Origin of the sequence: Micromonospora sp. LOL_021, assembly GCF_048060215.1 — a bacterium.
In the GTDB taxonomy this organism is placed as follows: domain Bacteria; phylum Actinomycetota; class Actinomycetes; order Mycobacteriales; family Micromonosporaceae; genus Micromonospora_E.
Map to the genome: position 1 here is coordinate 161,468 of NZ_JBHMIN010000005.1, position 18,041 is coordinate 179,508.

16 protein-coding genes are annotated in these 18,041 nt (G+C 71.0%); 5 read left to right on the forward strand and 11 right to left on the reverse strand.

Translation table 11 applies throughout. The annotated features are described in order from the left end of the window. The first annotated feature begins 38 nt into the window (after positions 1-38). Positions 39-1,679, forward strand: a complete 1,641-nt coding sequence (locus ACFHWT_RS06530; RefSeq protein WP_416593653.1) for a glutaredoxin domain-containing protein — start codon at positions 39-41, stop codon at positions 1,677-1,679. A gap of 4 nt (positions 1,680-1,683) precedes the next feature. Here the strand turns inward: ACFHWT_RS06530 and ACFHWT_RS06535 are convergent, their stop codons facing one another. The 3 genes from ACFHWT_RS06535 to ACFHWT_RS06545 are packed head-to-tail and all read right to left on the reverse strand — an operon-like array spanning position 1,684 to position 3,790. Next, complete coding sequence (locus ACFHWT_RS06535) at positions 1,684-2,358, reverse strand: class I SAM-dependent methyltransferase (RefSeq protein ID WP_416593654.1); 675 nt, start codon at positions 2,356-2,358, stop codon at positions 1,684-1,686. Next, entirely contained in the window at positions 2,355-3,119 is a 765-nt protein-coding gene (locus ACFHWT_RS06540; RefSeq protein ID WP_416593655.1) for a TIGR04282 family arsenosugar biosynthesis glycosyltransferase, read from the reverse strand. The genes ACFHWT_RS06535 and ACFHWT_RS06540 overlap by 4 nt, the downstream gene beginning before the upstream one ends. Then, on the reverse strand, positions 3,116-3,790 hold the full coding sequence (locus ACFHWT_RS06545; RefSeq protein ID WP_416593656.1) for a glycosyltransferase family 2 protein: 675 nt from the start codon (positions 3,788-3,790) through the stop codon (positions 3,116-3,118). Before ACFHWT_RS06545 ends, ACFHWT_RS06540 begins: the two co-directional genes overlap by 4 nt. A gap of 144 nt (positions 3,791-3,934) precedes the next feature. Here ACFHWT_RS06545 and ACFHWT_RS06550 point away from each other — a divergent pair, with 144 nt between their 5' ends. Then, positions 3,935-5,344, forward strand: a complete 1,410-nt coding sequence (locus ACFHWT_RS06550; RefSeq protein ID WP_416593657.1) for a hypothetical protein — start codon at positions 3,935-3,937, stop codon at positions 5,342-5,344. 39 nt (positions 5,345-5,383) lie between these two features. Here the strand turns inward: ACFHWT_RS06550 and ACFHWT_RS06555 are convergent, their stop codons facing one another. Further along, entirely contained in the window at positions 5,384-6,472 is a 1,089-nt protein-coding gene (locus ACFHWT_RS06555; RefSeq protein ID WP_416593658.1) for an NAD-dependent epimerase/dehydratase family protein, read from the reverse strand. Positions 6,473-6,587: 115 nt separating this feature from the next. On the opposite strand from ACFHWT_RS06555, the gene ACFHWT_RS06560 reads away from it, so the two are divergent. Further along, positions 6,588-7,916 carry a molybdopterin-dependent oxidoreductase gene (locus ACFHWT_RS06560; protein WP_416593659.1) on the forward strand — a complete coding sequence of 443 codons (1,329 nt, stop codon included), beginning with the start codon at positions 6,588-6,590 and terminating at the stop codon, positions 7,914-7,916. After that, positions 7,909-8,415: a hypothetical protein gene (locus ACFHWT_RS06565; protein ID WP_416593660.1), complete on the forward strand. Its 507-nt coding sequence runs from the start codon at positions 7,909-7,911 to the stop codon at positions 8,413-8,415. The genes ACFHWT_RS06560 and ACFHWT_RS06565 overlap by 8 nt, the downstream gene beginning before the upstream one ends. Positions 8,416-8,449: 34 nt before the next feature. On the opposite strand, the gene ACFHWT_RS06570 is transcribed toward ACFHWT_RS06565, so the two are convergent. From ACFHWT_RS06570 to ACFHWT_RS06590, 5 genes are all read right to left on the reverse strand, one after another. Continuing rightward, positions 8,450-9,001 carry a Uma2 family endonuclease gene (locus tag ACFHWT_RS06570; RefSeq protein ID WP_416593661.1) on the reverse strand — a complete coding sequence of 184 codons (552 nt, stop codon included), beginning with the start codon at positions 8,999-9,001 and terminating at the stop codon, positions 8,450-8,452. 106 nt (positions 9,002-9,107) lie between these two features. Then, a complete protein-coding gene (locus ACFHWT_RS06575; protein WP_416593662.1) occupies positions 9,108-10,634 on the reverse strand; it encodes a catalase in 1,527 nt (508 codons plus the stop codon). 110 nt (positions 10,635-10,744) lie between these two features. Continuing rightward, on the reverse strand, positions 10,745-11,629 hold the full coding sequence (locus ACFHWT_RS06580) for an ABC transporter substrate-binding protein (RefSeq protein WP_416593663.1): 885 nt from the start codon (positions 11,627-11,629) through the stop codon (positions 10,745-10,747). A 142-nt stretch (positions 11,630-11,771) separates the two neighbouring features. Continuing rightward, positions 11,772-12,368: a hypothetical protein gene (locus ACFHWT_RS06585; RefSeq protein WP_416593664.1), complete on the reverse strand. Its 597-nt coding sequence runs from the start codon at positions 12,366-12,368 to the stop codon at positions 11,772-11,774. Between the two features lie 154 nt (positions 12,369-12,522). After that, positions 12,523-13,104 (reverse strand): hypothetical protein, encoded by a 582-nt coding sequence (locus tag ACFHWT_RS06590; protein WP_416593665.1) that lies wholly within the window; start codon positions 13,102-13,104, stop codon positions 12,523-12,525. A gap of 389 nt (positions 13,105-13,493) precedes the next feature. Here ACFHWT_RS06590 and ACFHWT_RS06595 point away from each other — a divergent pair, with 389 nt between their 5' ends. Continuing rightward, positions 13,494-13,943, forward strand: a complete 450-nt coding sequence (locus tag ACFHWT_RS06595) for a DUF5980 family protein (protein WP_416593666.1) — start codon at positions 13,494-13,496, stop codon at positions 13,941-13,943. Positions 13,944-14,069: 126 nt separating this feature from the next. Here the strand turns inward: ACFHWT_RS06595 and ACFHWT_RS06600 are convergent, their stop codons facing one another. Next, the gene (locus ACFHWT_RS06600; protein ID WP_416593667.1) at positions 14,070-15,761 is read right to left on the reverse strand and encodes a cellulose binding domain-containing protein; all 1,692 of its coding nucleotides are present in this window, start codon (positions 15,759-15,761) and stop codon (positions 14,070-14,072) included. Positions 15,762-15,987: 226 nt separating this feature from the next. Continuing rightward, on the reverse strand, positions 15,988-18,041 hold a 2,054-nt coding region (locus tag ACFHWT_RS06605), incomplete at its 5' end, for a nucleoside hydrolase-like domain-containing protein (RefSeq protein WP_416593668.1).

An 18,041-nucleotide genomic window follows, 5' to 3' on the forward strand; every position in this document is an offset into this window, starting at 1 on the left:
CCCGGGGCCCGGTAACCGCAGCCAAAGGAGGCTCTATCGTGCACCCGTCCCTGCCCACCCGACCGACCGTGCGTGCGTTCACCAAGCCCGACTGTGTCTTCTGCGCCCGGGCCAAGCGGACGCTCACCGGCGAAGGCATCGACTTCCAGTCGTACGACGTCACCGCCGACGCCCGCACCGCGAACGCCAGCGCCTACTTCTCCGGCGCGTACACCGTCCCGCAGATCTTCCTCGGCGACTACCACGTCGGCAGCGCCGACGACCTGGACCGGCTGGCCGCGACCGGCCGGCTGGCCGCCCTGACCACCGCACCACACCGCGGCGACCTGGACCTCGACGCGTACACCGACGACGAGCTGGCCGACGGTGCGGCCGACCTCGCACTGTCCACAGTCATCCCCACCAGTGACGGCACCCACGACCCCGACCCGCAGACCTGGCCGATCCTGCACATGTACCGGAGGTTCTTCGGCTTCTGGCCCAACACCTTCGCCTACCTGCACCGCTGGCCGGCAGCCTACAAGCTGTTCGTCTACTGCCAGAACGCGGCGGCCGTGCAGGCCGGCGGGCAACGGCTCGGCCGGGCGGTGATGTCCGAGGTCGCCTACGCGACGTCCCGCGCGCACGGCTGCTCCTACTGCATGACCCACGCCGTCGCCGTACCCGGCGCGACCGGCCCGGCGGAACCGGACAGCGCGGTCGGGCCGCACGAAGCTACCCTGACCGACCTGGCGGCCCGGGCCACCCGCAACGCCGTCACCCCGGAGGCGTTGGCGAAGGTCCGGGACACCGTCGACCAGGCCCGCCACGGCGACGGGGACGCCCAGGCCAGGATGGACGCGCTCACCATGGTGGTGGCGTCGTTCGGCTTCCTCAACGTGTTCAACGACCTGGTCGGCCTGGAAATCGAGGGCGACTGGGCGGCGACGGCCAGTGCCCGGGGCGTGACCGCCGGCCGGCACGCGGTCGGCGACACCAACCCGCGCAACCTCGACCACGAGCTGCCGTCCGGCGGGCCGACCCTGCCGCAGCTGATGGCCGGCTACGACGAACTCGTCGGCGACCCGGAAACCTACGCCGAACGCGAGCTGGGTTTCGTCCCGGCCTGGGTGCGGGCCTGGCCGGCCGCGCAGCGCCGCCGGCACTGTCACCTGTACGTCGAACTGATGCGCGACCGGCCGCACTCGCGGATCCCCGCCGATCTCAAGCACCTGATGGCCCGGGTGTCGGCCGTCGCCCGGGACCACGGCTACCTGGCCGCCGCCGAGGGCTACCTCGCCTTCACCGCCGCACCGGACCGGTCGGACGCGGTGACCCGGATCGACCGCTGCGTGGCCGCCGCCACCGGCCGTGCCGACGACGGCGGCGTCTTCGACGACCGGGAACGCGCGGCGCTGCGGCTGGCCTGGCTCTCCGCCCAGGTGCCGCTGGTGACCCCCCGGCGGCAGGTGCAGCCGGCCATCGACCACTTCGACGCCGACGAACTGGTCGAGCTCGCCGTGGTCTGCGCGGTCGCGGCGATGCTCCAGCGGTTCGCCGCGCTGACCGGCCCGGCCGTCGAACCGCAGGTACGCGAGTTCCTCGCCCGGCACAATCTGTCGGCCGATCCACTGGTGCTGCGCTACCCGCTGCCGGACGGCGCGGTGTCGGACGGCGCGGTGTCGGCCGGCGGGCGGTAGCCACTCACCGCGACACCGCCAGTTCACCGAACCACCGGCCGGCGTCGCGGAACACCTCCCGGACGGTCAACCCACCGGCGGCCGCAGCGGCCCGGACCGCGTCGGTGTCCAGCCGTGCCCACCGGAACGCCGGCCCCAGCCGGGGCCGGCCCCCGGCGGCGGTGCTGACCACGTGCGCGTACCCGCGCCACAGCCCGACCCCGGGCGGATCCAGCTCCACCAGCAGGGTGCCCAGCGGATGCAGCAACGACCGGCACCGGCGCAGCAGCGCCACCGGGTCGCCGCCGATGCCGATGTTGCCGTCCAGCAGTACGGCGTGCCGCCACCGGCCTTCGGCGGGCAGTCGGTCGAACAGGTCACGGTGGATCGCCACCCCGCCCCGGGCCCGGGTCAGCGCCACCGCTCGGGCCGACACGTCCACCCCGACGGCGGTCACCCCGGCCCGGGCCAGCGCCACCGTGACCCGGCCCGGCCCGCAGCCCAGGTCCAGGGTCGGGCCACAGCACCGGGCCACCACCGCATCGGTCGTCGGCTCCACCGGCCCGTGCCAGCGCTCCACCGGCAGCCGCCAGCGGACCCCGTCACCCTGCACCAGCCAGTGTCCGCCGGCCGCCGGAGCCAGCAGCGCGGCGGCGAAACCGTGGTCCGCCGCGTACCGGCCGGGCACGTTGGCGGTCACCGTCGCGCCCCGACGGCCGGCACCGGTATCCGGGCCAGGGCCGGCACGCCCACCGCCGCCACCTGACCGGCGAACCGGCTGCCGGGGACCGCGTCGGCCACCGCCAGCGCGTCGCGCCACTCGTCGACGTCGCGCAGCACCGGCAGCGGCGCGACCCGCAGCCCTCGCGCGCGCAGCGCCGACCAGGTGTCGCGCCCGGTGTGCGGGGTCGACATCGGCACCCGCCGCAGCACCTCGGCATGCCGGGGATCGGTCAGACCCAGCGCCCACCAGCCGCCGTCGGCCGCCCAACCGAGCACCGCGCCGGTGCCGGCCCGCACCCCACCCGCCTGGGTCGGCGCCCCACCGGCACCGGTCAGCGTCTCGACGGCGGCGGTCAGTGCCGCACCGGTCAGCTGCGGAGTGTCCATCCCGATCTGCAGCACCGGCCGACCCGGGTACGCCGCCGCCACGTCGGCGTGCGCGTTGGCCAGCCGGTCGGCGAACCCGTCCCCGCGCTGCGGCAGTACCCGCCAGCCGGCAGTCGCCACGACCAGCTCCTCAGCGGCACCCGGGTACGCGTCGGCGTCGGTCAGCCGGCCGGCCAGCGCCAGCACCGGCGTCACCGCACCGGCCGCGCCGGTCGCACGGACCGCGTCCATCGTGTCCAGCAGCGCGGCGGTGGCGATCCGGGCGGCCTGCGCGGGAGTGGCCGGCGGGCAGAGTCGGGTCTTCACCAGCCCGGCCACCGGTGTCTTCGCCATCACCAGCAGGACGGTCAACGGGCACCGTCCACGGTGCGCAACACCCGACCGAAGTCGCGGGTCGCCCGCAGCGTGCCGCGTACCGAGCCGGACACCTTCGACCGGGTGCCGGCCGCCCGGGGCGCGTACGTCACGTCCAGCTCGACGATGCGCCACCCGGCACCGGCGGCCCGGATCATCAGCTCCAACGGGTAGCCGAAGGCCCGGTCGGTGACCCCGAGCGAGAGCAGCGCCTCGCGGCGGGCCACCCGGATCGGGCTGAGGTCCCGCAGCGGTACGCCGCGCTGCCGTAGCAGCGCCGCGACCAGCGCCGTACCGGCCCGGGCATGCCAGGGCCAGACCCGCGCCGACACCGGTCGGCGGCGTCCCACGGTCAGCTCGGCGTGCCCGTCGGCGACCGGGCGCACCAGCGCCGGCAGCTCCGCCGGATCGAACGACCCGTCCGCGTCGAGCACACAGACCAGCTCGGTCTCGGCGGCCAGCAGGCCGGTGTGCACGGCGGCCCCGTACCCGCGCCGGGGCTCGTGCACCACTCGGGCGCCGTGCGCGGCGGCCACCTGCGGGGAGCCGTCCCGGGACCCGTTGTCCACCACCACCGCCCGGTAGCCGGGCGGCAACTCGGCGAGTACGCCGGGCAGGGCGGCTGCCTCGTCGAGGCAGGGCAGCACCACGTCGATCGGTGTCGGCATACCGCCGACGCTAGGACGAACCGCCCCCGGTCGGGTGGCGTTCCGCGCTTACGGAAGTCTTACGGGCGGCAATTCTTACCGGAGGGTTACGGTCCGGCCGTTGCCCGGTCCGGGTGCCGGCGCAGGCCGTACTGTCCGGTGGTCATGACACCAGAACCCGCCACCCGGCGGTCCGGTCGCGCGGACCTGATCGTGCTCGGGGTCGAGCTGGCGCTGATCGCCGCCGCAGCCGTCGTCGGTGTGGTGCTCAACCGGCGAGGCGTCGGACTCTACGCCGAGACCGCACCGCTGTACGCGTTCTGGCGTCCGCACGTCGGCTGGGGCACGCCGCTCGCGGTCGCGGTCGCCGTCGTGGTCGTCGGTTGGGGGGTACGGTGGGCGCGTGCCGCCAACTGGGGCCGGCTGCTCGGTGTCGGCTACCTCGCCGCGGTGGTCTGGATCCTGTCGCTGGCCCTGATCGACGGCTGGACCGCCGGGGTCACCGAACGCCTCACCAACCAGGCCGAGTACCTGCACGAGGTGCACCGGATCACCAGCATCCCGGCGATGCTGGCCGGGTTCAGCGACCGGATCATCGACTTCCAGCCCGGCTCCTGGTCCACGCACACCGCCGGCCACCCGCCGGGGGCGCTGCTGGTCTTCGTCTGGCTGGACCGGATCGGCCTCGGCGGTGGCACCGCGGCCGGCCTGGCCTGCATCCTGATCGGCGCGACCATGGTGGTCAGCGTGCCCGCGACGCTGCGCCGGCTCGGCGCCGAGGACGCCGCCCGCACCGTACTGCCGTTCCTGGTGCTGTTGCCCGGCGCGGTGTGGATCGGCTCGTCCGGCGACGGGGTGTTCACCGGGGTGGTCGCCGCCGGGCTGGCCCTGCTGGCCGCCCGCCACCCGGCGGCGCTGCTCACCGGCGGTCTGCTGCTCGGCTTCGCGCTTCACCTGTCGTACGGGTTCGTGCTGGTCGGGCCGTTGGCGTTGGCGGTGCTGGCGATGCGGCCCGGCCGGTTCCTGCCGGCGTTGCTGATCGCCGGCACCGGGGTGGCCGCAGTCGTGGTCGCGTTCACCGCCGCCGGTTTCTGGTGGTGGGAGGGCTATCAACTGGTCGTCGAGCGGTACTACCAGGGCTGGGCGGCCGAGCGTCCGTACAGCTACTGGGTGTGGGCCAACCTGGCGGCGATGCTGCTCTCCGCCGGCCTGGTCGTCGGGCCGGCGCTGCGGCGCACGATCGGGGCGGCCCGGCAGGCGGTACGGCAGGCCACGCCGACGGTACCTGCTGCCCCGACCGAGCCGTCCGGCGCGTCGCGCGGGCGACGGCTGCTCGCCGGGTTGCGGGCCGCCGCACGGCCGACGGTGGTGCTGCCGCTGGCGGCGGCCGCCGCGATCGTCGCCGCCGACCTGTCCGGGTTGAGCAAGGCCGAGGTGGAGCGGATCTGGCTGCCGTTCGTGGTGTGGCTGCTGGTCGCCACCGCCCACCTACCGGCCGGCGCACGCCGCTGGTGGCTGGCCGGGCAGGCAGCGACCGCGCTGGCCGTCAACCACCTGCTGCTGACCTTCTCCTGACCGGGTCCCGGGCCGGCGCCAGCGGCGCGCCGGCCTGGTTCAGGCCGGCACCGGTAGGGCAGCCGGCGCACGTTGCAGGGCGGCCGGCTCCCGCAGCGGGTCGGTGGCGAACGCGGTCACCCCGTCGGCGAAACCGACCCGGGCGGTGAAGCCGAGCAGTTGCGCCGCCCGGCCCGGGTCGGCGACCACGTGCCGTACGTCCGCCGGCCGGGCGCCGCCGACGATCACCGGCTCCGGCCCGCCCATCGCCGCCGCCAGCTGCCGGGCCAGCTCACCGACCGGGTGTGGTTCACCCGAGCAGACGTTCACCGGGACCATGCCGGCCGGCTGGTCGGCGACCATGGCCAGCAGGTTCGCCCAGGCGACGTCGGTGACGTGGACGAAGTCCCGCTGCTGCCGGCCGTCCTCGAGCACCTGCGGTGCCCGCCCGGCGGCCAACGCCGACCGGAACAGCGACGCCACTCCCGCGTACGGGGTGTCGCGCGGCATCCGGGGGCCGTAGACGTTGTGGTAGCGCAGCGCCCAGCCACCGCCGCCGGTCTGCCGCGCCCACGCCGCCGCCAGATGCTCCTGGGCGAGCTTGCTCGCCGCGTAGGTGCTGCGCGGCTCCAGCGGCGCGTCCTCCGGCACCCGCGTCCAGCGCAGTTCACCGGCGCACCGGGGGCATCGCGGGTCGTACCTGCCGGCGGCCAGATCGTCGGGGCGGCGCGGTGCCGGCCGGACGACGCCGTGCCCGGCGCAGGTGTAGCGGCCCTCGCCGTACACCACCATCGAGCTGGCCAGCACCAGTCGGGTCACGCCGGCCCGGTGCATCGCGGCCAGCAGCACCGCGGTGCCGTAGTCGTTGTGGCCGGCGTAGGCCGGCGCGTCCGACGGGTCGAGGCCGTGGCCGACCATCGCCGCCTGGTGACAGACCACGTCGACGCCGGGCAGCAGCCGGTCCAACAGTTCGCCGTCGCGGACGTCGCCGCGTACCAGGTCGTGCCGGCGGACCCAGTCGGGTGGCTCGTCGCCGTGCGCCTGCGGCAGCAGCGCGTCCAGTGCGACCACCTCGTGTCCCTCGTCGACCAGCAGGTCGGCGACGTGCGATCCGATGAACCCGGCCGCGCCGGTGAGCAGTATCCGCATCCGCTCACGGTATGGCCGGTCGGCGGGTCGCCGACCCGGTTCCGGCCAGCCGTCAGAATTCCGTAATCGTCGAACCGTGCCCTGACCGGGTCGTCGCGAACTAGCGTCCCGGTACATGGCCGCCACCACCGATCCGGCTCCGGACCCCGGCTCCGGCCCCGCCGGTCCTACCCCCGCCGGCCCGTTCGACGTTGCCCGCCGCTGGCGCAGCCCGCTGCGCGGCCCCTGGCTGACCTCGGTCCTCGGCCTCGTCCTGCTGATCGGCCTGCCGGTGGTGATGTTCACCGGGCTGCTCGACTACATCGCCTACGGGCCGCAGTTCGGGCAGGCGTTCCCGCGCGACGTCGGCTGGCTGCGGCTGCCGTACTTCGACTGGCCGACCCGCCCGTCCTGGCTGTTCCGGGTCAGCCAGGGCCTGCACGTCGCGTTGGGGATCGCGTTGATCCCGGTGATCCTGGCCAAACTGTGGTCGGTGATCCCGAAACTGTTCGCCTGGCCGCCGGTGCGGTCGGTGGCGCAGGCGCTGGAGCGGATCTCCCTGCTGCTGCTGGTCGGCGGGATCCTGTTCCAGACCGTCACCGGTGTGCTCAACGTGCAGTACGCGTACCTGTTCGGGTTCGACTTCTACATCGCGCACTACTTCGGGGCGTGGGTGTTCACCGCGGCGCTCGTCGTCCACGTCGTACTCAAGCTGCCCCGGATGGTCACCGCGCTGCGGTCCCGGTCGCTGCGCGCCGAACTGCGCACCTCGCGGGCCGACACCCGGCCCGAGCCGCCCGACCCGGACGGCCTGGTCGCTGCGCGCCCCGCCCCGGCGACGATCAGCCGCCGGGGAGCGCTCGCCCTGGTCGGCGGTGGGTCGCTGCTGCTGGCGGTGCTCACCGCCGGGCAGAGCATGGACGGTCCGTGGCGGCGGCTGGCCCTGCTGCTGCCCCGTGGTCGGCCGTCCGGTGACGGGCCGAACGGCTTTCCGGTCAACCGTACCGCCGCAGCGGCCGGGATCCGGCCGGCTGACACCGGCGACGGCTGGCGGCTGGAGTTGCGCGGTGCCGACGGCCGGGTGGTGAGCCTGAGCCGGGAACAGCTGCTCGGCATGCCGTCGCACACCGCGCGGCTACCGATCGCCTGCGTGGAGGGCTGGTCGACGCTGCAGACCTGGACCGGGGTACGGCTACGCGACCTCGCCGCCGAGGCCGGGGTGCCCGAGCCGGCGTCGGCCCGGGTTACCTCGATCCAGCGCGGTGGCCTGTTCAACAAGGCGACCCTGCAGGCCAACCAGGTGCTGGACCCGGACTCGCTGCTGGCGTTGCGGGTCAACGGGGTCGACCTCTCCCTCGACCACGGCTTCCCGGCCCGGATCATCGTGCCGGCCCTGCCCGGCGTGCACTGCACCAAATGGGTGGCGACCATCGAGTTCAGCCGGGACGGTGACGGTGATGGGTGACCGGAGCACGCAGCTGGTGACCGCCCGGTTCCGGGCCGGCTACGGGGCGCCGCTGTGGCACCTGCTGTTGCTGGTGGGGTGTTTCGCGGTCGCCGGCTGGGTGGTGCTGAGGCTCGCCGGCGAGGCGACCGCCGTACGGATGCTGATCTGGTTCGTCGCTGCGGTGATCGTCCACGACCTGGTCATGTTCCCGGTCTACGCGGCCGCCGACCGGGCGCTGCTCACCGGGACCCAGGCGGATGTCGGGAACGGTAGCCGTCCGGCGCGGCTGTCCGTGGTGAACCACGTCCGGGTGCCGGCGCTCGGCGCGGCGCTGCTGTTCGTCGTCTACCTGCCGGGCATCCTGCGGCTCGGCGGTGACACGTTCACCGCCGCGACCGGCCTGACCCAGCAGCCGTACCTGACCCGTTGGCTGCTGATCAGCGCGGCGATGTCCGCCGTCAGCGGGCTGTGGCTCGCCGTCCGCCGGCACCGCGTCCGGTCGCGGGACCGCCGATGATCCACAGCGTCGGGTCGAGGTACCCCGACCGGGATCAGCCGAGGCCGTGCTCGGCCGGGCTGGTGTTGAGGAGCCAGGCGAGCGGCATGCTTGCCTGTACGGCGTAGTGGTCGCCGTCCAGCCGGTGCACGGTCACGGTCTGAGCCGTGTCCTGGTCAACCACCCAGTACTGGGGGATGCCGGCTGCCGCGTACTCATTGCGTTTGGTCACCGTGTCGGTGCCTTCGGAGCCCGGTGAGACGATCTCGGCGACGAGGAGTACGTCGGCGACCGGCAGCCAGACCGCATCGGCCTGAGGTTTGCTCCAGACGACAAGGTCGGGGATGCGCCCGCCGATGCCGGCGCGGCCGGGGATGCGTAGTCCCACCGCCTGTGCGATCTGATCGGTGGGGACACCGGCTGCGGCGAGCCACACCATCAGCCGGGTCGCGATGATCGCGTGGGCGTACCCCGGGGGCGGCATGATCGAGAGGACTCCCTCGGGGCTGATCTCGTACCGGTGGTGTTCGTCGGCAGCCATCATCGCGGTGAGGTCGTCGAGACTTACGATCGGGGGCATGTGCCTGCCGACAGCCTCTGAACTCATGCTCGCATCCTAACGGGCTGCCTCGCGGTGGACATGTGAACACCAGGCGGGACCGGCGCCGCGCCGAGCGGTACGGCGGCCCGCCGGTCCGCCGTACCGCCATGGGTCAGGCCTTGGCCTGCATGCTGGACCGGGCGGGATTGGCCTGCTTGGCCGCCTTCGGGTCCTTCTCATCCTGCTTGGCCCGCACTCCGGCGGCCACCCGGTCGCCGATGTTCTTGTCGACGTTGCGCCAGTACTCGAAGGCGCGTTGCAGCACCGGCTCGCTCACCCCGTTGAGCAGATGGCCGACGATGTTGTCGACCAGGCGGTCGCGAGCCGCGTCGTCGAGCACCTGGCGGACCATGGTGCCGGCCTGACCCCAGTCGTCGTCCTCGGCGTGCGACGAGTACGCCGCCCGGACCATCTCGCCGTCGGCGTACCAGGTGCCGCCGTCGTCGGTGAGATTCGGCTGCGCCTGCGGTCCGCCGTACGAGTTCGGCGCGTACACCGGGTCGGTGACGTTGCGCACGCGCATGGCGCCGTCCTTGGAGTAGCTGTGCACCGGCGCATTCGGCGAGTTGACCGGGATCTGCCGATAGTTGACGCCGAGCCGGGCGCGATGCGCGTCGGCGTAGCTGAACCCGCGGGCCAGCAGCATCTTGTCCGGGGACAGCCCGGTGCCGGGCACCACGTTGTTCGGCTCGAAGGCCGCCTGCTCCATCTCGGTGTGGTAGTCCGTGACGTTGCGGTTCAGGGTCAGCCGGCCGACCTCGTGCAGCGGGTAGTCGCCGTGCGGCCACACCTTGGTCAGGTCGAACGGGTTGAACCGGTACGTCCGGGCCTGCTCGAACGGCATCACCTGCACGTACAGCGTCCAGGACGGGAACTGCCCGGCGGCGATGTGCTCGAACAGGTCCCGCTGGTGGTAGTCGGTGTCGGCCGACGCCATCTGGTCCGCCTCGTCCTGGGTGAAGAACTCGATGCCCTGGTCGGTCTTGAAGTGGTACTTGATCCAGAACTTCTCGCCCCGCCCGTTGATCCACATGTACGTGTGGCTGCCGTACCCGTTCATGTGCCGCCAGGTACGCGGAATGCCCCGGTCGCCCATCAGCCAGGTGACCTGGTGCGCGGATTCCGGCGACAGCGTCCAGAAGTCCCACTGCATGTCGTGGTCGCGCAGATTGTTGTCGGCCCGGCGCTTCTGCGACCGGATGAAATGCTGGAACTTCATCGGGTCCTTGATGAAGAAGACCGGCGTGTTGTTTCCGACGATGTCCAGGTTGCCGTCGCTGGTGTACAGCTTGACGGCGAAGCCGCGTGGGTCGCGCCAGGTGTCCGGGCTGCCCCGTTCCCCGGCGACGGTGGAGAACCGGACGATCGCCTCGGTCTCGGTGCCGGGCTGGAACACCGCTGCCCGGGTGTACGCGCTGACGTCGCTGGTCACCTGGAACGCGCCGAACGCGCCGCCACCCTTGGCGTGCGGCTGCCGCTCCGGGATCCGCTCCCGGTTGAAGTTCGCCATCTGCTCGATCAGGTAGTGGTCCTGCAGCAGCAGCGGGCCGTTCGGGCCGACGGTGAGCGAGTGTTCGTCGCTGGCGACCGGTACGCCGGCGTCGGTGGTGGTCGGTGGGGATTGTCGCTGGTCGGTCACAGGTTCTCCTCGGATCGGCGGCAGGTCCCTGCGCTACTGGCACCCATACCCAGCCAACGACGATCTCAGCCCTGCGTGCGCGGTCGCCGGGTCCGACACTGGATCCCCGATCAGGCGACGCGGGTGGCCGTGCCGGCCGGTGTGGCCGGCACCCGGTCGGGGTGCAGCACGGCGGCGATGGTTTCGACCCCGTCGATCAGCCGCGGTCCGGGCCGGACGACGAGGGAGTCCCCGTCGAGCGCCCACACCGGTACGCCCGGCATCCGGTCCGCCACCACCCGGGCCTGCTGAGCGGCCCCGTCGAGATGGAAACCACACGGTGCCACCAGCACGACTTCCGGGTCGGCGGCGGCGAAGGCGTCCCAGCTGGTCTGCGTGGAGCGGGCACCGGGACGGGCGGCGACCGGGCTACCGCCGGCGGCCGACACCAGGTCGGGCACCCAGTGGCCGGCGGTGAACGGCGGGTCGACCCACTCCACCACAGCCACCCGGGGTGCGGCGGTACCGGCGACCGCGGCGGCCACCGCCGCGAGTCGGCGGCGCAGGCCGGCGACGAGCCGGCCGGCCCGATCCGGTACGCCGGTACGTTCGCCCACCGCCACGATGGTGTCGAGCACCTCGTCGAGGGTGTACGGGTCGAGCGACAGCACGTCGGCGCGGCAACCGAGATAGTCGAGGGCGTCGGACACCTGGCCGGACGGCAGCGCGCACACCCGGCACAGGTCCTGGGCCAGGATCAGATCCGGTGCCAGGTCGGCCAGCGCGTCGGCGTGCAGCGTGTACAGGTCGTCCCCGGCAGCCATCCGGCCCTTGACGTAGCTGTCGATCTCCGCCGGGGTCATGCCACGGGTGTCCCGACCGCCGACCACGATGGCTTTGTCCCGCCGGGCGGTCGGCGGCTCGTCGCACTCGAAGGTCACCCCGACGAGATCGTCGTCCAGCCCGAGCGCATAGACGATCTCCGTCGCAGACGGCAGCAACGACACCAGGCGCATCAGATCATTGTCCGCCGGCTTGAGCGCCCAGAGCCACTGCGCCCGGGGATCGACCCAGCCTGGGAATCCGACGCCCGGTACCTCAGACGCCGGTGTGCCGGACCGCGGGGCGGTCCGGCACACCGATGGGGGGGAGGGAGGGTCAGATCATCCAGCGGTTGCGCTGTACGAAGGGCAGCTTCGCCCAGCGCCGGCCGAGACCCCAGGTGTGGCCGGCGTACGCGGCGGCGAGGACGACCAGGACGACCGCGTAGACGATGTGGTAGTCGATCAGCGGGTTGGTCGCGTGGGCGGGTTCGCCGCTGGCGGTGACGCGGTCGAGCGGGAACTCGGCGAGCCACATGAACACCATTATGAGGGCACCGGAAGCGGCGGCGACGCGCAGCCCGATGCCGGCGATCAGGGCGATGCCGATGGCGCCGAGACCGGTCATGAACAGGGTGTCGGCCCACCAGGTGCCGGCGATCGAGTGGAAGAACGACTGCAGCGGGCCGACCTCGACCGAGGAGAGGAAGCCCTTGGTCGGCGAGCCGCCGTTGATCCAGGCCCGCTCGGCCGGGGTGGCGAAGCCGAAGCCGAAGGTCTTGTCGAGGAACGCCCAGAGGAAGACGAACCCGGTGGAGATCCGCAGCACGGCCATGGCCCGGGCGGCGGTGGTGGTCAGCATCGCGCCGGGAAGTTCGGCGCGCTCGAGGGGCCGTTCGATCGACCGGCGGCTGGTGTGCTGGGTGGTGGTCATCGTCGCCTCCGCGACTCGTATCTCGCTGTGACGAGATCAGCTTCCCGCGTTGGCGGTTCCTGGCGCCTGAGGCGGAACACCCGTGGTGGTCGGGACCAAGGTCCCGACCACCACAGGACGTCCGTCGGCGCCGTCGGCGCTCCGTTCGGCGTGGTCAGAGTCCGGCTGCGGCGTCGTAACGGCGACGCAGATCGACCATCTCCGCTTCGGCAAGGGCCTCCTTCATCGCCAGCTCCGCGTACTTGGCCGGAAACATCTGCCGCAGCCGGTCGACGAACATGATCTCAGCGGTGGCCTCGACCACCTGGATCCCCGGTGGCTCGGTGGACAGGTCCATGATCACCGGACCGGCGAGCTTCGGAGCGACGTCCCAGGGGCGGTCGGGTCCGGCGACCCCGCACAGGTGGAAGCCGTAGACGGTCCGTACGTCGGCGAGCTTGTCGACGTCGGCCGGCTCGTGGCCGTAGACGTGGACCCCGCAGATCACCGCCGGTGCCGGCTCGTCCCCGTTGGCCGCCTGCACGATGTGTCCGGCGTGGTTGTGCTGCTCCGGGTCCGCCTGTTCAAGCGTAACGCGCATCCGGGTCATGATTTGTCCGCGCAGATCCGCCGGTGTCAGGTCGGGGTCGGCCGAGTCGACCAGTACGACCACGCTGACCGACGTCGCGAGCAGGATCACCGCCACCCAGGCAAAGCGGTTTCGGTACCAGCTGGCAAATCTTTCCCGGGAAACCATGGCTACTTCTCACCTCGTCGCCGAATTCGATGCCTTGGCAGACCAGAGTGGATGTTGCTGACGGGCAGCCCGTCGGGCGGTGCGGCGCGGGTGTCTGCCAGGTGCCGCGCTGTCGACGCTGCGATGCTCCCGGCTGGCCGTTCTCAGCGCGGTTGCCCCCACGCTGCGGCGATGTGAGTCATTTCAGCACGAGCAGACTGATTCAGCAACATCGATGCTGGTGTGGATGTAGGGGATACCCAAGAGGTGCGTGGTGTTCGAGGAGTATCCACGTGATACTCCGTGCACGAGGGCGGCGAACCGGGTGCGGACCGGGTTCTGGGGTTGGAGGTCGTCCGAGGCCGCATCACCGAAGGAGGCTCATCGTGAGATTGACCCGCTCAGTCAAGATGGCGCTCGCCGTGGCAACCGGCTTGGCGCTGACCTTGGCGATAAGTCCATCGACCGCGTCGGCGGCCGTCGGCACGGGAGCGGCGGCACCTGCCGCCGGAACCTCGCAGGCGACCTGGCATCTGTCCGACTATGAGCAGCGTGTATGCCTTCCGGCTGGCCAATCCAACTTCACGTACTTCATCGCATTCGTCGCTGGCTCGTGGTCATCGCCCCTGCACGTCGACATGCACGGTCTACCCGAGGGTACGGACTGGGGCCTGCCACATCCGATCGCGCCGGGGTCCAACGGTGACCGGTACGTCGGCATGGCCTGGGTCGCGATGACCCTGCCGCCGCTGGACTTCGGGGAGTACCGGGCCGAGATGACGCTGACGGATGGCGTGGTGACCCAGAGCATGCCGGTACTGATCACAATCCAGGAGCAGTGGGGCTGTTCCCCCTGGTAACCCGCTGAGGATTGCCCGCGACCTAGGGGTGTTTCGATCCAGGTGCCAGTGAGGACCTCGCCGTGGGTGTGGCCGGCTCGCCGCCGACGCGCCCGCGACGAGGTCCTCACTGGTTCCGCGAGCGTTTTACCCGGCTGAGCAGGCGGGGGTCATGCCGGTGCCGGTGCCGGTGCCCTGGAAGCCGAACTCGGTCGACTGGCCGGCACCGATGTTGCCGTTGTAGCTGACGTTACTGAACTGAACGGTGCCGCTGTTGCCGCTCCGGCTGGCGTTCCAGGCGTTGGTCACGCTGGCGCCCGACGGCAAGGCCATAGTGACCGACCAACCGTTGACCGGCGAGGAGCCGGCGGTCACTCGTACGGTGGCGACGAAGCCGCCCGGCCACTGGTTGATCGACACCGTCGCCGTGCAGCCGCCAGCCGGCGGCGGTGTGGTCGGCGGCGGTGGGGTGGTCGGCGGAGCGGTAGTTGGTGGAGCGGTGGTCGGCGGTGGGGTCGTGGGTGGTGGGGTCGTGGGTGGAGCGGTGGTCGGGGGCGGGGTGGTCGGGCCGTCGGCGAGGGTCGGCGTCGTCCAGTCCCGCCACTGGGCCAGGTTTCCTGACTTGTTGCTGGCGATCCGGAAGGTGCCGGCCGCACTGCCGGTGTTCAGCAGGTACTTCTGGATGTGCTGCTGCAGCGGGGCGCGCCACTCCGACCGACTGGCGCAGTGGGTGCCGTCGGAGACCGCGGACCAGTAGGTGATGTTCTCGTACGCCCCGAGCGCCCGGTAGACCTCGGCGCCACCGAGCGCGGCGACGCTGCCGGACTGGGCCGCCAGCCAGTCGATGTGCGGGTTCTCCATGATGAACAGGCCACGTGGGGCGACCATGCCAACCATCTGGTGGGTGTCCACCGGCAGGCCGGCCGGGTTGCCGGTGTACGAGCCGAACGCGTCGCCGAGCCATGGCTGCTCGCCGTACGCGCTGCTCAGCGGTTGTGCCCCGCCTTCCTGGGCGATCGCGCGGAAGGCCGGTGCGCCACCGCTGCCCGACTCGATCGGCATGGTCAGCGCCACCCGCTGGTCGAAGACGCCGGCCACGAAGGCCCCCTTGCCGAACCGGGAGCAGCCGGTGACGCCGATGTCGGTCCGCAGGATGTTGCCGCCGAACTGCTCGATGACATCGATGATCCGGCTGACGCCCCACGCCCAGGCCATCAGCAGCCCGGTGCTGCTGGACGAGCCGTAGATGCTGTAGAAGGCACCCTGCTTGTTGCTGCGTCCGGTGCCTTCCTGGCCGACGGAGAACGGGTCGAAGCTGATCACGGCGGCACCGGCGGACCGGATGGTGGCGGTGTCCGCGCCGAAACCGCCGTAGACGATGACGGCCGGGTGGGGTCCGGCGCCGCTGGGCAGTTCGACGCTGGCCGAGAAGCTGGAGCTGCGGCCGTTGTGCGAGACGTTCACCGTGATGTTGGAACTGGTCACGGTGCCGGTGACGGTGGCCGGCTTCGCTGGCTTGTCACCGTAGACGTACCGTTCGGCCTGTTCCCGGATCTCGGCCCGCCGGCATACCCACTCGGCCTTGGTGGTGATCCGCGAACCGTCGATTTTCCGGAACGGATCTGGAAGTCGGGAGCTGGGGCTGAAGGAACCTGGATTGGGTACGGGGCAGTCGGCGCCCTCATCCTCGACATCCGAGGCGAAGGCGAGGGCGCCGACGGCGGCGTCGGCGGCGCGGGTTCCCGCCAGTACTGTCATGGCTCCAGCGACCGCGAGGGCTGCTGTGGACAGCATGACGACCGCCGAACGGATCTTCGAGTGGCCCGAGCTGAGGATCACCAGGGCTCTCCCTTCCGGCTAGGTGATGGTTGCGACATCGATCGAAGATCGCGGATGCCACAGCGATAAGTTTCGAACGATACAACGAAACATGTCAATGGGTGGCGGGGGTGCTGGCCGGTCGGACCACAGGAAGCAGGGCGCCTCCCAGGCGGACCAACAGCGTCCTGCCTGGGAGGCGCCCCTTGGCCGCCGCTCCGTCCCCACGGCCGGCGGCTGACCTGACCTATCGGACGTTGATCACCATCCGCCGGAAGGAGTACAGGTTGGGCGATCCGTTGTCACGTACCTGCAGGATGATGTGGATGCTCTGCCCGCCTGCATTCGACGGGATCTGCACCGTGGCCGAGGTACCAGAGCTGTTGCTGATCGACACGCTGCCGTTGTACGAGCTGGGCTCGTCGTAGTACGACCACGTGTACGCCAGCGAGTTGCCGTCCGGGTCGCTGGAGCCGGCTGCGCTGAGGTTCACACTGGAGCCAGCGGAGGCGGACATCTCCAGGACATCCTTGGTGGTGTCACCGTTGAGCACGGCGATCGGATGGTGGTTGGCGCCGGAGTAGCTGCTGGTGATGCTCCAGTCCATCCGGGCCGCGAAGTCGTTGTGAATGGCGGTGCTCCACCGGTTGATCGAGCTGCCACCCTCCGGCGCGTCGGTGTACATGTAGTAGGGGTCGAACGACGGCTCGTGGTCGAGCCGACCGCTGCAGGACATACCACGTACAGCGGACCTTTCGGCCGGGCCGAACCGACCGCCAAAGCCGCCCCAGTCCACGTGGTCCGGATCGGTCAGCCCGTTCGCGATCTGGTGCAGGAACGCCGGGGTGTCACCCTCGGTCGCCCACTGCTTGTCCGGGTACTGCGCCCCCAGGGGGCCGTGGTTCTGGACGTTGGAGTCCAACCAACTGTCCGACGGCTGCCAGCTGTACACCAGGTTCTTTGCACGGATGTAGACGAGGTTCGGGTAGTTCTTCGTCAACCACGCGCCAGCATCGTCCTGACCGAGGATGTCGTACACCCGGAGCTTGCTGATGAACCGGTTGACCTCTGCCTGGCTGCGAGTGTTCTGTACCTTCCAGACCGCTTGCGCCAAAGTGTTGCCGCCACCCCAGAAGTTCACCCAAACCGGTCGGGGATCGTCCCGGTCCACCGCAGCGATGATCAGCTCCGAGCCGGGGGTGTCCCTACCCGAACCGACCGCGTCCATGCCGTAGCCGGTCTGACCCAGCTTCGAGATGGACTGCAGGTACGACAGGCTCGGGTATCCGTCGGCGTGCCGTTGCAGGTTGGACAGTACCTGACCGTACGCGTTCAGCCGGGGATTGAGCAGGTTGCTCATGTTGGAGGAGCTTTGCGTCGGCCGCCAGCAACTGGTGCTGCCGATGATGCCTTCCAGGTCCACCTCGTTGGCCATCACCAGCATGCGAACGAGCGACTGCAGGTCGTCCGGGTCAGCCCCCAGGTCGGTCGTGTTGATGATCCGCGGCTTCGAGGACGCGGCTCGTACCGATACCGACTTGGCGAGGGAGTTGGTGCGGCCGTCGTTGTCGGTGACGGTGACGGTGACGGTGTAGGTGCCCGCAGCGGAGTACTGGTGGGTGGTGACTGCGCCGGTCTTGACGGTGCCGTTGCCGTAGTCGGTGCGGAAGGCGGTGATGGTGCCGTCGAGGTCATAGGATGCGGTGGCGTCGACGGTGATGGTGTCGCCGGGTTTGGGGTTGGTCGGGGTGATGGTGAAGGCGGCCACTGGGTCGCCGGGGTTGCTGGCGCGGGCGACTTTGATGGCGTTGACCTTTGCGTTCTCGACGTTGGATACGAATTGGATGTTGATGGTGCCGTCGCCGACTGCCACGGAGCTCTGGGTGGTATAGGCGGTGTCCGCGCCGACTCGGGCGAAGATGTCGAGGTCGCTGACCTGTTCGGCGTCCTCCATGAGGACGTCGAAGCTCCGGAGGCCGGCCGCGGTGTGGTAGACCTCGGCGAAGTAGAGGGTGACGGTGTAGTAGCCGTTCGGCACTGCGGCTGAGTAGCTGAAGTTGCCGTAGCGTTCGCTCTGAAAGAGAGCGTCGTCGGTAGTGCCGTTGATGGAGTCGCTGACGGTGTAGGTGGAGCCGCCGGAGAAGCCGGTGTCGGCGGCGAAGGCGGTGCCGTCCGAGCTGGTGAAGACGCTGCCGCCAGCGTTGATGGCGAAGACCGTCTGAGTGGGTGGTGCTGTGGTTGGTGGTGCTGTGGTTGGTGGTGCTGTGGTTGGTGGTGCTGTGGTTGGTGGTGCTGTGGTTG